The organism is Nonomuraea sp. JJY05 (assembly GCF_043496855.1).
Classification (GTDB): Bacteria; Actinomycetota; Actinomycetes; order Streptosporangiales; family Streptosporangiaceae; genus Nonomuraea.
In genome coordinates this window covers 369,672-384,795 of sequence record NZ_JBIEIS010000003.1, presented here as the reverse complement: position 1 = coordinate 384,795, position 15,124 = coordinate 369,672, and the positions used below count along the sequence as shown (strand labels likewise).

12 protein-coding genes are annotated in these 15,124 nt (G+C 73.5%); 5 read left to right on the top strand and 7 right to left on the bottom strand.

Features of this window, described 5'->3' with window-relative positions; translation table 11 throughout:
• Window positions 1-30 precede the first annotated feature (30 nt).
• Genes ACFKCF_RS05950 through ACFKCF_RS05940 form a run of 3 tightly spaced genes read right to left on the bottom strand, consistent with a single transcriptional unit; the run spans window position 31 to window position 3,774 of the window.
• Window positions 31-1,692 (bottom strand): acyl-CoA dehydrogenase family protein, encoded by a 1,662-nt coding sequence (locus tag ACFKCF_RS05950; RefSeq protein WP_394491409.1) that lies wholly within the window; start codon window positions 1,690-1,692, stop codon window positions 31-33.
• Entirely contained in the window at window positions 1,685-2,551 is an 867-nt protein-coding gene (locus ACFKCF_RS05945; protein ID WP_394491407.1) for a MaoC family dehydratase N-terminal domain-containing protein, read from the bottom strand. Before ACFKCF_RS05945 ends, ACFKCF_RS05950 begins: the two co-directional genes overlap by 8 nt.
• Window positions 2,548-3,774 carry a CoA transferase gene (locus ACFKCF_RS05940; protein WP_394491405.1) on the bottom strand — a complete coding sequence of 409 codons (1,227 nt, stop codon included), beginning with the start codon at window positions 3,772-3,774 and terminating at the stop codon, window positions 2,548-2,550. The genes ACFKCF_RS05945 and ACFKCF_RS05940 overlap by 4 nt, the downstream gene beginning before the upstream one ends.
• Before the next feature lie 95 nt (window positions 3,775-3,869).
• Here ACFKCF_RS05940 and ACFKCF_RS05935 point away from each other — a divergent pair, with 95 nt between their 5' ends.
• On the top strand, window positions 3,870-4,637 hold the full coding sequence (locus tag ACFKCF_RS05935) for an alpha/beta hydrolase (protein WP_394491403.1): 768 nt from the start codon (window positions 3,870-3,872) through the stop codon (window positions 4,635-4,637).
• A 6-nt stretch (window positions 4,638-4,643) separates the two neighbouring features.
• Here ACFKCF_RS05935 and ACFKCF_RS05930 read toward each other — a convergent pair whose 3' ends face one another.
• The 4 genes from ACFKCF_RS05930 to ACFKCF_RS05915 are packed head-to-tail and all read right to left on the bottom strand — an operon-like array spanning window position 4,644 to window position 10,585.
• Window positions 4,644-5,753, bottom strand: coding sequence for a substrate-binding domain-containing protein (locus ACFKCF_RS05930; protein ID WP_394491401.1), 1,110 nt, complete (start codon window positions 5,751-5,753; stop codon window positions 4,644-4,646).
• The gene (locus tag ACFKCF_RS05925; RefSeq protein ID WP_394491399.1) at window positions 5,750-6,763 is read right to left on the bottom strand and encodes an ABC transporter permease; all 1,014 of its coding nucleotides are present in this window, start codon (window positions 6,761-6,763) and stop codon (window positions 5,750-5,752) included. The genes ACFKCF_RS05930 and ACFKCF_RS05925 overlap by 4 nt, the downstream gene beginning before the upstream one ends.
• A complete protein-coding gene (locus tag ACFKCF_RS05920; RefSeq protein ID WP_394491397.1) occupies window positions 6,757-8,286 on the bottom strand; it encodes a sugar ABC transporter ATP-binding protein in 1,530 nt (509 codons plus the stop codon). The genes ACFKCF_RS05925 and ACFKCF_RS05920 overlap by 7 nt, the downstream gene beginning before the upstream one ends.
• Window positions 8,276-10,585 (bottom strand): ATP-binding protein, encoded by a 2,310-nt coding sequence (locus ACFKCF_RS05915; protein ID WP_394491395.1) that lies wholly within the window; start codon window positions 10,583-10,585, stop codon window positions 8,276-8,278. Before ACFKCF_RS05915 ends, ACFKCF_RS05920 begins: the two co-directional genes overlap by 11 nt.
• Window positions 10,586-10,893: 308 nt before the next feature.
• Between ACFKCF_RS05915 and ACFKCF_RS05910 the strand changes: the two genes are divergently transcribed.
• From ACFKCF_RS05910 to ACFKCF_RS05895, 4 genes are all read left to right on the top strand, one after another.
• Window positions 10,894-11,610: a FadR/GntR family transcriptional regulator gene (locus ACFKCF_RS05910; protein ID WP_394491393.1), complete on the top strand. Its 717-nt coding sequence runs from the start codon at window positions 10,894-10,896 to the stop codon at window positions 11,608-11,610.
• Window positions 11,611-11,853: 243 nt separating this feature from the next.
• Window positions 11,854-13,101 (top strand): lyase family protein, encoded by a 1,248-nt coding sequence (locus tag ACFKCF_RS05905; protein WP_394491391.1) that lies wholly within the window; start codon window positions 11,854-11,856, stop codon window positions 13,099-13,101.
• Window positions 13,098-14,045: a hypothetical protein gene (locus ACFKCF_RS05900; protein WP_394491389.1), complete on the top strand. Its 948-nt coding sequence runs from the start codon at window positions 13,098-13,100 to the stop codon at window positions 14,043-14,045. The genes ACFKCF_RS05905 and ACFKCF_RS05900 overlap by 4 nt, the downstream gene beginning before the upstream one ends.
• Before the next feature lie 39 nt (window positions 14,046-14,084).
• Window positions 14,085-15,095 (top strand): ABC transporter substrate-binding protein, encoded by a 1,011-nt coding sequence (locus ACFKCF_RS05895; RefSeq protein WP_394491387.1) that lies wholly within the window; start codon window positions 14,085-14,087, stop codon window positions 15,093-15,095.
• Window positions 15,096-15,124 lie beyond the last annotated feature (29 nt).

The following is a 15,124-nucleotide window of genomic DNA, read 5'->3' as shown; positions in this document are numbered from 1 at the left end:
ATCCGCCGCCTCCGCCAACCGATTTCGTGGTCAGGGCCTCATCAGCCTGCGGGCGATCACCCGCAGGGCGAGGACCTCGTCGGCGCCCTCGAAGATGGACAGCACGCGCGCGTCCACGAACAGCCGCGAAATGCTGTACTCCTCGGCGTACCCGTAGCCGCCGTGCAGCTGCTGGGCCTCCCTGGTGACCCATTCGGCCGCCCGGCAGGCGAGCTGCTTCACCTGCGCGGCCTCCAGCTGGCCGTCACCGGCCGTCACGGCCCGGGCCGCCGCGAACGTGAAGGCCCGGCAGGCGGCGATCGACCCGGCCATCCTGGCGATCTTGGCGCGGGTCAGCTGGTAGTCCGCGAGCGGCCGGCCGAAGGCCGACCGCTGCCGCGCGTAGTCCACAGCGAGCTCCAGCGCCGACTGCATGACCCCGACGGCCCTGGCGGCGGTCTGCAGCCGCGCGTTGGCGAACGCCTGCATCTGCAGGTAGAACCCGCGCCCGAGACCGCCGTCCCCGCCGATCAGGTCGGCCGCGGGGACGCGCCAGCCGTCGAAGCGCACCTCGAACGAGTGCATGCCCCGATAGCCGAGCGTACGGATGGCGCGCCCCTCGACGGACCCGCCGCCCTCCTGCGTGAGGCGCCATTCGTGGCCGGTGAAGGACGGCTTGTCCACCACGAAGAGCGAAAGGCCCCGGTGCCCGGCCGGGCTCGTGCGGGCCAGGACGAGGAGGTAGTGGGCGCGGCCGGCGAAGGTGCACCAGGTCTTGACGCCGTTCAGCACCCATTCGTCGCCGTCGCGGGTCGCGCTCGTGGTGATCTGCGCGACGTCGGAGCCGTGGTCGGGCTCGGTGACCGCCACGGCGCACAGCCGCTCCCCCGAGGCGATCATCGGCAGCCAGCGCCGTTTCTGCTCCTCGGTGCCGCCCCGGGCGATCGCGGTGGCGATGATCTCGGGACGCGTGATGAGCGAGCCGGCGGCCCCCAGCGAGGCCCGGGACAGTTCCTCGGTCACGACCACCATGGCGGCCAGTTCGTCGCCCTCGGCGGCGCCGCCGTACTCGGCCGGGATCGACAGCCCGAAGCAGCCCATGCCGGCGAGCCCGTCGATGATGCTGGCGGGGATGTCCTCGTCGTCGCGGTGGATGCGGCCGGCGACGGGGGCGACGCGGTCGGCGGCGAACTCGCGGAAGGCGGCGCGGACCAGCTGCAGCTCGTCGGACAGGTGGCGCGGCCCCGCTTCACCGGTGGCGAGCACGCGCTCGGCGACGCGCTCCAGGAAGGCCGGGTCGCGTCCCGCGGCGACGTGGGCGGCGACGCCGTCCAGGGCCGTCCCGTCCACGCCCCACAGGGACTCCCGGCCGGTCAGGCGGCCGGCCAGGTCGGCGGCGACGTCGGCGGCATAGAGCAGCGCCAGGTCCGCGCCGTGGCCCGCGTCATGGTCCGGGCCGGGGCCCGCGCCGTGATCTGAGCCGTGGTCCGCGCCGTGATCTGAGCCGTGGTCCGGGCCGAAAGTCGCGTCATGGTTCGCGTCGTGGTCGAGGAGTTCCCCGGCCGCCGCGACCGCCGCCGACATGGACGCCACGTCGTAGGCCACGGCCTGGTCCCGGTCCGCGGAGGCGACGTGGGCGGCGGCCCTGCCGACGACGTCCCGCAGCGCCTCCACCACGGCCCGCGCGCCGCCGGGCTCCGTCGCCTCACCCACGGCCGGCGCCTTCCCCGAGCTCGATCGCCAACGTGCTGTGAGGCTCGTCGCCCTGGCCGAACACGCCCAGCGTGGCCGCGTCGATCCGCCGCAGCAGCGCCGGCCGGCCGCAGAACAGGGGTTTGCGGTTCCGGTGCCGCATGCGCGCCACCGGGGCGTCGCACCCCTCCAGGCGCAGGACCTCCGCCAGGGCGAGCGTCATCAGGGGCCCGTGCACCACCAGGCCGGGGTAGCCCTCGACGCGGGTGGCGTACGGCCAGTCGTAGTGGATCCGGTGCGGGTTGGAGGTCGCCGCGCTGAACCGCATCAGCAGCGTCGGGTCCGTGGCGAACCGCCAGGCCCGCTCCCCTTCCTTGGCGAATGGCGCGCCGGCGGGGGCCAGGGCCGCCGCGGGCCCGGCCGGAGCGGCCTCGGACGGGACGGCCCCGGCCTCCCGGTAGATGAGGTCCTGCCGTTCCTCGACGGCGAGCCGGTCGTGCTCGTCGTAGAGCCGGATGGCGACGACCACGACGACCAGCCGGCCCGAGCGCCCCGCCTTCTCGGTGACCGACTCCACGCGCGCCTCGCGGCGTACCGTGCTGCCCACCGCGAGCGGGGCGTGGAAGGCGACCTCGCCGCCCGCGAACATCCGCCGCGGCAGCTCCACCGGAGGCAGGAACGACCCGCGCGCCGGATGGCCGTCCGCGCCGAGCACGGACGAGACGGGCCAGCGGGCCAGGGCGAGCCAGTGCCACAGCGGCGGCAGCGGGTCTCCCGGGCCGATCGCGGGCGTGCCGTCGTCGAACAGCGCCGACAGCGCGGCGACCGGGCCCGGTTCGACCGTCTCCCGGGTGGTGAGGGTGTGCGGTTGCCAGCTCACGTGGGCCTTCCCTGCGTCGTCCGGATGACGCCGTTCTCCCGCAGCGCCGCCAGCTCCGCGGCCGACAGGCCGAGCTCGGTGCGCAGCACCTCGTCGGTGTGCCCGCCGACCTCCGGCGACGCCTCCGGTGGCGCCTGCTCGCCGGCCATCACCAGCGGCGATCCCGGCGCCCAGTGCTCGCCGACGCCGGGCTGGGCGACCTTCCCCATCAGCGGGTTCCCGGGCAGCGTCGCGGCCAGCTCCGTGAAGCTCCGGTACGTCGACCACAGCACGCGGGTGGCCCGCAGCGCCTGTTCTGCCTCGGCGAGCGTACGGGTCTCGAACCAGCTCGCGATCAGGTCACCGAGCACCCTGCGGTGCCGGTAGCGCTCGGACTCCGCGCCGAGGTCCACCCCGAGGGCGGCGGCCAGCGCGGAGACCACGCCGGTGAGGCCGGTGGCGGCGAGGAGGTCGCGCCAGTGCCGGTCGGTGAGCGCCACGACCATCAGCCGCCCGCCGTCGGCGGTGGCGAAGTCCCGGCCGAAGGTGCCGTAGACGTGGTTGCCGATCCGCTCGCGCGAGGTGCCGTTCAACTGCGCCTCGGCGAGGTAGCCGAGGCTCCCGGCGGCCGCGAGGGCGACGTCCTCCAGCGCCACCCGCACCTGCTGCCCCTCCCCCGTGAGTACGCGGTGCCGCTCCGCGGCCAGCAACCCGACCGCCAGGTAGAGGCCGGCGGCCAGGTCCCAGGCGGGCACCACGCCGTTCACCGGCTGCCCGGCGTCCTCGGGGCCGGTCAGCAGCGGGAATCCGGTCGCCGCCTGGACCGTGTAGTCCACCGCGGTCGCGCCGTCGCGGCGGCCGCTGAGCAGCACGTGGATCACGTCGGGGCGGCGGGCACGCAGCGCCTCGAAGGTCAGCTCGGGGTGCCGGTCGGAGTTGCTGATCACGATCCCGCCGCGCCGTCCTCCGCTGACGACCAGCTCGGCGATCAGCCGGCGTCCCTCCTCGGCGGACAGGTCCACCTCGACGGCGCGTTTGCCCTTGTTGAGGCCGGACCAGTACAGGCTCGTCCCGCTCTCCGCCAGCGGCCAGCGGGTGCGGTCGGGAGCGCCGCCGATCGGCTCGACCCTGATCACGTCGGCGCCCAGCTGCGCCAGCGTCATCCCGCTCAGCGGCGTGGCCACGTAGCTGGAGAGCTCGATGATCCGCAGCCCGTTCAGCGGCCGCGCGGCATCCTCGGTCAACGGGTGGTCCCGGTCGCACACCCGACCAACCTAACCGAACCGTTCACATCGGGCGCTCGCTAACATCCGTCGTCGGACAACCTGAAAGGCACAGCATGAGCGAGCACCCCCTGTGGCCCACGACCGGCGAGGCGAGCATCACCGCCTTCCCCGTACGGCACGACGGCCCCAGCCCGGCCGTCGTGGTCCTCCCGGGCGGCGCCTACCACCACCTCGCCGACCATGAGGGCGCGCCGGTCGCGCGCTGGCTCAACTCGCTCGGCATCGCGGCGTTCGTCCTGCGCTACCGGATCGCGCCGCACCGCCACCCGCTGCCGCTGCTCGACGCCGCCAGGGCGGTGCGCTGGGTCCGGCACCACGCCGCCGAGACCGGCGTGGACCCGGCCCGCGTGGGGGTGCTCGGCTTCTCGGCGGGCGGCCACCTGGCCGGGCTGCTCGCCACCGAGGCGGGCGCCATGCTGACGGAGGGCCCGCACGACGCCGTCGACCAGGCCGATCCCCGGCCCGGGCTCGCCGTGCTCTGCTACCCCGTCGCCGCGCTCACCGGACCGGCCGCCCACCAGGGCTCCGCCGCCAACCTGCTCGGCGCGGACGCGCCCGAGTCCGTACGCTCCGAGCTGTCGCTCCCCGGCCGCGTCGGCCCGGCCACGCCGCCCATGTTCCTGTGGCACACGGCCGACGACGAGTCGGTCCCCGTCGAGAACACCTTCCAGGTGGCCCGGGCGCTCGCCCGGCACCGGATCCCGCTGGAGGTCCACGTCTATCCCAGCGGCCGGCACGGGCTGGGGCTGGCCGACGCCGATCCCGTCGTGGGCGACTGGACCGGCCGCTGCGCCGCCTTCCTGCGCGCCCGGGGCTGGTGAGCGGGGCTACCCGTGCCAGATCCGCAGGTAGGCCTCGCGGTAGCCGCGCGGGTCCCACGACGTGGCGCCGTTGACGTTCTCCGTCGTGGTCAGGTGCACCGGCGTCACGTACCCGCTCGGCGGGTGCCCGGCGAACGCGCGGTTGAGCTCGTCGACGATCTGGCTGCCCTGCGCGTTCAGCGGCTCGGGGACGGTCGCGTGCTGGAACTGCCGGGCGCGGATCCGCTGGAACGCCGATGGGTCCCCGTCTCCGGCGCCGATGGAGTAGGGAGGCCCCTTCCCCGGCCGGCCGGCGGCGCGCAGCGCCGGAGCGGCGTCGGCGAAGTAGACGTCGTTGATGGCCACCGAGTACGTCCACCGGTCCCCGAAGCGGGACAGCAGGGACGAGACCTCCTGCGGCGTGCGGGTGCCCGCGTCGGGGAGCGGGATGTTCTCGTAGGAGAGGAGCCGGACGCCGGAGCAGGTCGCCAGGGTCTGCCTGATGAGCCGGGACTTGTTCTCGGCGAACGGGATCGAGGAGTCGGTGAAGATCACCACGCCGGCCCGGCCGTTCGACCTGGCGATGATCCAGTACGCGCTGATCCGCGCGACGTCCTCCACCCGGCTGGTGACGTTGGTGAAGAGGCGGGGGTTCGCGCTGGGGCCCGGCGACTTGGTCGCGTGCCATCCCACGAGCTGGATCCCGGCGGCGTTGGCCTGCTTGACCTGCTGCGCCACGGACTCCGGGTCGAACCCGCCGATGACGATGCCCGACGGCCGGAGGGCGACCGCCTCGCCGAGGGCCACCCGGATCCCGGCGGGAGTGCCCTGGCCGTCGATCACGCGGAAGCTCCACCGTACGGACCGGGCGGCTGCCCGCACGGCGTCGGCGGTGCCGGCCACGCCGGGGTTGGTCATGGTCGAGGCGACGAAGACGATGCTCTTGCCGGGGACGGCGCGCGGCCCGCTCGTGGGACCGCTCCAGGGCACGTCCGTCGCCTCGGCGCCCGCGACCGCCCGCCTGGCGGTGTGCACCACGTCGTGGCACCCCTCCGGCCCACCGGGGGCGGGGGGCGGGGAGCCGAGCGAGCAGCCGCCGGCGACCAGGGCGAGCACCAGCAGGCGGGCGAGGTTCATGACCGGCTCGTCACCCGGCCGGCGTGCGTGCGGCGCCGCGCGGAGTAGCCGGCCAGCCCGACGGCGACGAGCAGGGTGGCGCCGTTGAACAGCGGAGTGACCCAGAAGTCCGCCCCGAGCTGGCTGATGCCCGACAGCCCGATGGCCAGGACCGCGATGGCGACGACCGTGCCCCAGGGGTTGGCCCGCCCGGGCTTGATCGTGGTGGAGCCGAGCAGCGCGGCCACGAACGCCGGCAGCAGGTAGTCCAGGCCGACGCTCGGGTTGCCGATCTGCTGCTGGGCCGCGAGGAGCACGCCCGCGAAACCGGTCACCAGGCCGGATCCCGCGAAGGCGAGCACGACGTAGCGGCGGATCGGGATCCCGACCAGCTCCGCCGCCCGCGGGTTCGAGCCGATGACGTAGAGGTAGCGGCCCACGGGGAGCCGCTCCAGCACCAGCCACAGCGCGGCGGCCAGGGCGAGCACGTAGAACGCGGGCGTCGGCATGCCGAGGAGCGTCGAGTCGTACAGGCCGGTGAGCCCCTCGGGCAGGCCCTGCGGGCCCGGGAAGATCCGGGCGCCCTGGGTCACCCAGCCCGTGACGGCGTACAGGATGCTGCCGGTGCCGAGGGTCGCGATGAACGAGTCGATGCGCGCGAACTCCACCAGCAGGCCGTTGACCGCGCCGACCGCCAGCCCGCCGGCGAGCACGGCCAGGCACGCCTCGGGCCAGCGCCAGCCGGCGTTCACGATCAGCAGCAGCGTCATGACGTGCCACAGGCCCAGGCCGTAGCCGAGGGACAGGTCGAAGTTCCCGGTGATGATGGGGATCATCGCGCCCAGCGCCAGGACCGCGATGATCGAATAGGCGGAGACGATCGCGGTCAGGTTGGCCATGGTGGGGAACGTGTCCGGCAGGGCGAGCGCGAACGCGCCGAACAGGACGACGGCCAGCGCGAGCAGCCCGTACCCGCCGATCAACCGGCCGGCGGAGGGCTTTCTGCGGGGCGTCGGCTCGTTCGTCAGCAACGGTCCGTCCCAGGGGTGGCCGTGGCCGCCCGGGTGAGGGCGGCGACGGTGAGGGCGTCGCCGCCCAGCTCGGCGGCCACCGTTCCGCGCGCGAACACGAGCGCCCGGTCGCACAGGTTCGCGACCTCCTCGAAGTCGGCGGAGACCAGGAGCGCGGCGGCCCCGGCCGCCAGCGCCTCGTCGAGCAGCAGGTGGATCTCGGGCTTGGCGCCGACGTCGACGCCGGCCGTGGGCTCCTCGAGGATCAGGAGCCGGCGGCGGGCCCCGAGCCAGCGGCCGATCAGCACCTTCTGCTGGTTTCCGCCGGACAGCACGGCGAACGGCGCCTCCGGGTCGGCCGGGCGGACGCGCAGGCGCTCGACGATCGCCGCCGTCTCGGCCCGCTCGCGGCGCGGGCTCAGCGGGCTCAGCGGCGATCGGCCGCGCGCGCCGGGGTTGGCCAGCAGGTTCTCCCGGACGCTCAGGTCGGCGGCGGCCCCCTCCTCCTGCCGGTTGCCGGGCACGAAACCGACCCCGGCGCCGACGGCCGCCGCGACCGAGGCCGGCCGGTACGGGCTGCCGGCGAGCAGCACACGGCCCGCCGGCATGGGGTACGCGCCGGCCAGCGCGCGGCCGAGGTCCACGTGCCCGGCTCCCGTGAGCCCCACCAGGCCGAGCGCCTCGCCGGACCGCAGGTCGAACCCGACGGGGCCGGCCCGGCCGGCGCGCACGCCGTCCAGGCTCAGCAGGACCTCTCCCGGCCGGCGGACCCGGCGCCGGTGGGGCCTTTCCTCTCGCCCCACGATGTCGCGCACGAGGTCGGCCGGGTCGCGGCCGGCGAGCGGCCCCTGGCTGACGAGGCGCCCGTCGCGCAGGACCGCCACCCGGTCGGCGATCCGGTGGACCTCGTCCAGCCGGTGGCTGACGTACAGGATCCCGTGGCCCCGGTCCCGGAGCGCGCGCAGGACGTCGAAGAGGTGTTCGCACTCGGCGGCGGACAGGGAGGCGGTCGGCTCGTCCAGCACGATGATCCGCGCGTGCGTGGCCAGCGCGCGGGCGATGGCGACCAGCGAGCGCTCCGCCCGCGTCAGCCGGGCGATCGGCTCGTCCGGGTCGAGGCGGGAGGCGACGATCCGCAGGGCGTCCACGCAGCGGCGGCGTACCTCGCGCCAGGAGATGAGGCCGCCGCGCCGGGCGTATCCCATGCCGAGGGCGATGTTCTCCGCGACGGTCATCCACTCCACGAGGCCGAGGTCCTGATGGATGAACGCCATGCCGGCGGAGGCGGCCTGGCTGCCCAGCGGATGGCCGGCCACGAGGACCTCTCCCCCGTCGGCGTGGTGGACGCCGGCCAGGATCTTGATCAGCGTCGACTTGCCGGCGCCGTTGGCGCCGAGCAGGGCGAGGACGTCGCCGCGGCGGAGGTCGAGATCCACTCCCCGCAGCGCGTGGATGCCGCCGAAGCGCTTGCGCAGCCCCCGGATCCGGACGAGCGGATCCGGGTCCGCCGCCGTCGCCGGCCGGGGGCGCGGGTCACTCGCCATCGGGCCGGCGCGATTCCCACGCCTTGACGATCTGCGACCTGGACGAGAAGTTCAGCTTGCGCAGGACGTTCTCGACGTGGCACTCGGCGGTGCGCTGGGCGATGACCAGGGTCTCGGCGATCTGCTTGTTGCTCAGCCCCTTCGCGACCAGATCGGCGATCTCCCGCTCCCTGCGGGTCAGGATGGACGTGACGCCGGACTCGGGCGGGGCGGCGCTCTCCGCGCGCCCCGCGGGCTTTTCGTCCAGCGCGTACGCGGCGGCCTGCTCGGGGGTGAGCTCCGCGCCGCGGTCGAAGGCCGCCTTGAACGCCCGCTCCGTGAGATGCCGCCGCACCTCGGACTCGCACCGGTCGTGGGCGCCGGCCAGGTGCCCGAGCCCGGGCAGCGACGTCCCGATCGACTGCCAGACCATGTGGGCGGCGCCCAGCATCCGGGCAGCCTCCTCGTACTGCTCGTCGTCGGCCAGGATCCAGGCCAGTCCCTCCAGGCACTGGGCCAGGCCGAGGTGGTCGTTGCAGCGCAGCTTGAGCCGCACGGCGTCCCGCATCATGGTCACGGCCTCCCGCGGCGCGCCCTGGCGCCGCCGGTCGAGGGCCGCGACCCACAGCGCGTACGAGATCGACCATTCGGCGTTCGCGCGCTCGGCCGTCTCCAGCACCTCCTCGCAGAGCGCCGTGGACCGCGGATCGTCCATGAGGACGGCGGTCATGGCCAGCTGGAAGAGGGCCACCCACGCGTGTCCCCGATGGCCGAGGGCCCGGCGGCGGGTCAGCGCCTCGTCCAGGAGCTCCATGGCCCGGGTGAAGTCGCCGGCCAGCAACGCGGCGAACCCGGTGATGTGCAGCGCGCCGGCGAGCTGGGCCTCGTCCCCGAGCCGCTCGGCCAGCGCCTGGCACTCCTCCAGCAGCGGTTTGGCGGCCTGCGGGTCGCCCCGCAGCAGGACGAGCCACGCGTCGACCCACAGGGCCTTGGCCCGCCCGGCGCTGGCGTCGGACTCCTGCGCCAGCGCCCGTTCCAGCCAGTGGTGGCCCTCGCTCGGGGAGCTCCACGAGAGCCGGTGACTCCACATCGCGGCGGCGATCTCGAGCGCGGCCCACGCCTCGCCCGGCTCGCCCAGGCAGAACTCCAGCGCGGAGCGCACGTTGCCCTGCTCCTGGATGAGACGCCCGAGCCAGTCCATCTGGTGCTCGCCGAACCACTCGTCCTCCGACCGTGCCGCCAGCCGGCGGCACCAGTCGCGGTGGCGCAGCCGCAGGACCTGGTCCTGGCCGGAGGCGACCAGCCGCTTCCATCCGTACTGGCGCAGCGTGTCGAGCATCTCGAAGCGCACGTCGGAGCCCAGCCCCCGGCGCTGCATGATCGACTTGTCCACCAGCTGGGTCAGCAGGTCCATGAGGCTTTCGGGGGCGATCCCGTCCTCCGAGCACACGTGCTCGATCGCGTCCAGGCCGCAGCCGCCGGAGAAGACCGACAGCCGCTCCCACAGCGTCCGCTCCTCCTCGGAGCAGAGGTCATAGCTCCAGTCCACCAGCGCCCGGAGCGTCTTCTGGCGCGGCGGCGCGGTGGTGGGCCCGGTCGTCAGCAGCCGGAAGCGGTCGTCGAGGCGCTCCAGGATCTGCTCCACGGACAGGACCAGCACTCTCACCGCCGCGAGCTCGATGGCCAGGGGGATGCCGTCGAGTCGCCGGCACAGCCGCGCCACCGCCGCGCTGTTGGCGTCGGTGACCCTGAACTCGTGCACGGCCGCGGCGGCCCGGTCCTCGAACAGGCGCACCGCCTCGTTCTCCAGGGCGCCGTCCAGCGACATCTCGGCCGCCCCGGGCACCTTCAGCGGCGGCACCTCGATGACCAGCTCCCCCGGGACGCGCAGCGCCTGCCGGCTGGTGGCCAGGATGCGCAGTTCGCGGGCCATCGCGAGCAGGTCGCCGGCCAGCGCGGAGACCTGGGGCAGCAGGTGCTCGCAGTTGTCCAGCACCAGCAGCAGCCGTTTGTCGTGCAGGTACTCGGCGAGGGAGGCCGGATCCTGCCGGGGGCATCCGACGGCGTCGGCGACCGTCTCGGTGAGCAGCGCGCCCGCCACCAGCGGGGCCAGGTCGACCAGCCAGACCCCGTCGCCGAACTCCCGGGACATCTCTGCGGCGATCCGCCGCGCCAGCCGCGTCTTGCCCACTCCGCCGACGCCGGTGAGCGTCAGGAGCCGACCGGCGGTGAGCAAGCGCTTGCCCTCGGCGATCTCGTTCCTGCGACCGACGAAGCTCGTGAGCTCCAGTGGCAGATTCCCCGCACGTGACCGCGCCATCGCCCCCATAGCTTCCACAAACCTCGTCACCCGTGCGCGCCCTCGCAGGCCTCGGCTTATTGCTACCCGTGGTGGGCAACGTCATGGCAGTGCGCACGCAAACCCTGCGCCAGCGGTGGACGGGCGGGTCATGCCCGGCCCAAGCCCGCTTGGGCATCGGCCTCACCACGGCTACGGTGGTTGACCTCGACGAGACGCCATGCTGAGCTCCGTATGACGGTAGGCGTTGGTCAGCGTGTCAGGTTGCCTAGCCGCTTGATATCATGCGAACGAGCGCACAAATGGTCACAAAAGAGGAGCATCGAGTAGTGACGAGTGGCAGCGCCGGGTTCTCGGTGACTCCGGTGGTCAAGAGGAGCGCGGCCGTCCAAGTCGCCGACCAGATCGTCGCGGCGATCCGCGACGAGCAGCTCAAGCCCGGCGACAAGCTGCCTTCCGAGCGCGAGCTGGCGCAGAACTTCGCGGTGAGCAGACCCACCATCAGGGAGGCGCTCGCCGCCCTGGAGCTCGCCGGGCTGGCCAAGTCCCACAAGGGCAGGGGCACGGTGGTCACCGGCACCGCCGCCACCGTGGCGACCTGGGGCGTGGAGGTGCTGCCGCCGCAGGTGTTCGAGGCCAGGCTCGCGATCGAGCCCTCCCTGGCCGCGCTGGCCGCGGAGAAGCGCTACCCGGAGGATCTCGAGCTGCTCGAGTCCACGCTGGCCAAGCTGGAGGCCGAGTACGCCGAGACCGGGGCCTACGCGAGCGACCTGCCCGTGCACCGGGCCATCGCCCGCGCCGCCCGCAACCCCCTGCTCGAACAGGCCCTCGAAGAGTCGTTGCGGCACGTCGAGGGGCCGTTGTGGCAGGAGCTGCGGCGCCGCGCGCTGGCCGAGGTCAGCGCCCGCGACGGTCACGTCGAGGAGTCCCGCACGGTCATCAGGCACATCCGGGAGGGCAATGCCGCCGAGGCGGCGGAGGTGTGGCGCCGGCACCTCCTGACCTACCGCAGCGAGATCCTGGGGGCCGCCTCCACCGACGGCTGACCCACGGCCCCGCGCATCCGACCCGCCTGTAGCGACAGGCGGGTCTTCGTCGTGCCTGCGCATGACGGCGTGCAGTCAGGTTGCCTGGCAGGTTCGCGGCGCCTTTGCCGGGACAAGTGCGACCTAATTTACATTTCCCTCTCTTGACACACCCGATTTGGCAAGAAAGTCTGGCTGGCAACCTACCAGGCAACCTTTCAAGTGAGGGGTGATGCTGTGGATCGGCCGGAGTCCTCCACGCGAGTGGAGCATGATCTTCTGGGGCCGCTCACGCTGTCCGCCGACGTCCTCTATGGCATCCACACGGCCAGGGCCGGCGAGAACTTCCGCCTCGGCGGCGAGACCCTGCGCGAGTACCCCGCGCTGCTGGCCGCGCTGGCCCAGGTCAAGAGCGCCGCGGCGTGGACCAACGACAAGCTCGGAGTCCTCGACTCCGACATCGCGCAGGCCGTCATGACCGCCGCCCGGGAGGTCGTGGAGGGAGGTCTGCACGAGCACTTCCCGCTCGAGGTCGTCCAGGGCGGCGGCGGCACCTCGACCAACATGAACATGAACGAGGTGCTGGCCGGCCGGGCCTCCGCCCTGCTCGGGCGCCGGGTGGACCCGCACGACCACGTGAACCGGTCCCAGTCGACCAACGACGTGATGCCGACGGCGCTGAACATCGCGGTGCTGGTGACGGCCCGCTCCACGGCCCGCTCCCTGCGGGTCCTGGCCGAGTCGCTGAACCGCAAGGGCAGGCAGTACGAGTCCCTCATGCGGCTGGGCCGTACCTGCCTGCAGGACGCGGTTCCCGTGCCCGCGGCCCTCGTGCACGAGGGCCAGGCGACGTCGGTGCTGGCCGCCGCCCTGGAGGGCGCGGCCGAGGCGCTGCGGTACGTGCCGCTCGGCGCGACCGCGATCGGCACCGGGCTCGGAGCGCCGGAGGGATACCGCGAGCTGGCGATCCGGCGCCTGGCCGAGGAGAGCGGGCTGGACCTCCTGCCGTCGGCCAACCTGTCCGAGGGCATCTCGTCCCTGGAGGGCCTGGCCTGGGTGGCCGACGCGATGGCCCGGGCCGGCCGGGCCGCCGCCCGCATCGCCGGCGACCTCAGGCTCCTCGCCTCGGGCCCGGTCGGCGGATTCGGGGAGGTCAGCCTGCCGCCCGTGCAGGCGGGCTCGTCGATCATGCCGGGCAAGGTCAACCCGGTCATCCCCGAGCTAGTCATGCAGGTGTCCTTCCAGCTCCAGGGCGGCGCCCACGCCGTGCACCTGGCGAGCGCCGCCCCTGAGCTCGAGGTCACCGCCATGGCTCCGGTGGTGACCGCGGAGCTGCTGCGCGGCCTGCGGCGGCTCGGGCGGGTGTCGGAGGTGTTCGCCGACCGGTGCGTCGACGGGCTGACCTGGAACGCCGCGGCCGTCCAGGACAACCTGCGGGGATCCCTGCAGCCGGCCGTCGAGTCGGCCGTCGAGCACGGGCACGCCCACGCGGTTCAGGAGGCCAGGTCATGACCGCCGTGACCATCGTCGATCCCATCCACGACGGGGCCACGGACCCCGTCCTCGTCTGGAACCACGAGGAAGCCTCGTGGTGGTGCCTGTTCGCGCACCGCCGGGCCAACACCAAGATCGGCGGGCCGCCGCGGATCGGCCGCTGCCACGGCAGCCAGGTGGGCGTGGCGAGCTCGGCCGACGGCGGCCGGAGCTGGCTCTACCGGGGGACGCTCGCGCTGCCGGTCGAGCGCGGGATCAACACGTTCTGGGGCCCGGACGTGGTCTGGCACGACGGCGCGTACCACATGTTCGTGACCTTCATCCGGGGCGTGCCGGACGACCCGGCGTGGGACACGCACGGCCGGCCCAGCCCGTGGCACCGCCAGGTGCACCATCTGACGAGCCGCGACCTGTGGGACTGGGAGCACGTCTCCAGGCTGGACCTCGGCACGGACCACGCCGTGGATCCGTACGTGTTCCCCATGCCCGCGGGCGGCTGGGGGCTGTGGTTCAAGGACGAGGCGCGGGGCGGCTCGATCTGGCGGGCCACGAGCGCTGACCTGTACGAGTGGAAGGTCGCCGACCAGGCCCTGGAGGACTGGCACGAGGGCCCGTCGCTCTTCGAGCTGGGCGGCGCGATCTGGATGCTGGCGGAGAGCCGCGACGGGCTGGTGGCCTACCGGTCCGGCGACGCGCTCACCTGGGAGCCGCGCGGCCCGCTCGTGGTCCCGGGCGAGACGGCGCGCCAGCCGAACGTGCTGCCCGTCGGCGCCGGCAAGGCCTGCATCACGTACTACGTCCAGACAGGAACGGACAGCTTCGGCGAAGCGGTGCCCACGGCCGGCCAGGCGTCGGTCATCCGCGTCGCCGAGCTGGGTCTGGCCGGGGGTGACCTCGAATGCCGTACGGGGGTCGTCGCGGAGCTGCCGCTCCGTGCAGCAAGAATGTCCGACACCAGGTAGTCGAGCCCTGACCTCCTGGAAAAGCAAGGCTGGTGGCACATGCGCATTCACTCCAACCGCGGCAAGCACGCCCGCGCGGCGGTCCTCGCCGGCGCCCTCCTCCTCCCCCTCGCCGCCTGCGGAAGCGGCTCCGGCACCGCGGACACCGCGGCCACGGCCGGCGCGTCGGGCTCCCCGGCCGCCGGGGCCTCCTCGGCCGCGATCGCCAAGGACGCCGAGCTGGCCGCCGCGGTCCCGGCGGAGATCCGCGACCGCGGCTCCCTCATCATCGGCACCAACGCCCCCTACGCGCCCCTGGAGTTCTTCGCCGAGGACAACAAGACCCTGGTCGGCTTCGACATCGACACCGGCGACGCGCTCGGGCAGGTCCTCGGGCTGAAGGTCGAGTGGAAGAACACCTCCTTCGACAACATCATCCCGGGCCTCGAGGCGGGCCGGTACGACATCGGGATCGCCGGGTTCGGGATCGAGCGGGACCGGCTCGGGGTCGTCGGCTTCGTCTCGAACTACCTCAGCGGCGGCGGATTCCTGGTGAAGAAGGGCAGCGGGATCAAGACCAACGACTTCAAGGACACCGTCTGCGGCCTGCGGGTGGCCGTCCAGAGCGGGACGACGCAGGTCGAGCGGCTGGAGAAGGCCGAGAAGTACTGCGCGGGCGCAGGCAAGAAGCCGGTCCAGATCATCCGCATCCCCGACCAGAACCAGGTCGTGCTGACGCTGTCCAGCGGCCGCGCGGACGTGGTGAGCGCGGACAAGCCGGCCGTGGAGTGGGCCGCGAAGCAGTCGGAGGGCGCGCTCTGCGTCACCGGCACGTACCGGACCCCGCACAGCCTGGCCGGCATCGCGGTCCCCAAGCGCAACGCCGCGCTCAACGAGGTCCTGCAGAAGGCGATGACGAAGCTGATCTCGGAGGGGCACTACAAGCGCATCGCCGAGAAGTGGGGCGTCGTCGACGGCGCGATCGAGAAGTCGGAGATCTTCACCAAGCCCGAGCAGGTCGGCGACGGTGACGAGATCTTCCCGCAGCCGATCAAGGAAGGATGTGCCTAGCCCATGCGCACTCCCCGACCGCCCTTCCC

Coding starts and splice junctions, on each gene's coding strand:
- ACFKCF_RS05935 (WP_394491403.1), top strand. CDS start 3,870: ATGAGCGAGCACCCCCTGTGGCCCACGACCGGCGAGGCGAGCATCACC.
- ACFKCF_RS05930 (WP_394491401.1), bottom strand. CDS start 5,753: ATGAACCTCGCCCGCCTGCTGGTGCTCGCCCTGGTCGCCGGCGGCTGC.
- ACFKCF_RS05920 (WP_394491397.1), bottom strand. CDS start 8,286: ATGGCGAGTGACCCGCGCCCCCGGCCGGCGACGGCGGCGGACCCGGAT.
- ACFKCF_RS05915 (WP_394491395.1), bottom strand. CDS start 10,585: ATGGCGCGGTCACGTGCGGGGAATCTGCCACTGGAGCTCACGAGCTTC.
- ACFKCF_RS05900 (WP_394491389.1), top strand. CDS start 13,098: ATGACCGCCGTGACCATCGTCGATCCCATCCACGACGGGGCCACGGAC.
- ACFKCF_RS05895 (WP_394491387.1), top strand. CDS start 14,085: ATGCGCATTCACTCCAACCGCGGCAAGCACGCCCGCGCGGCGGTCCTC.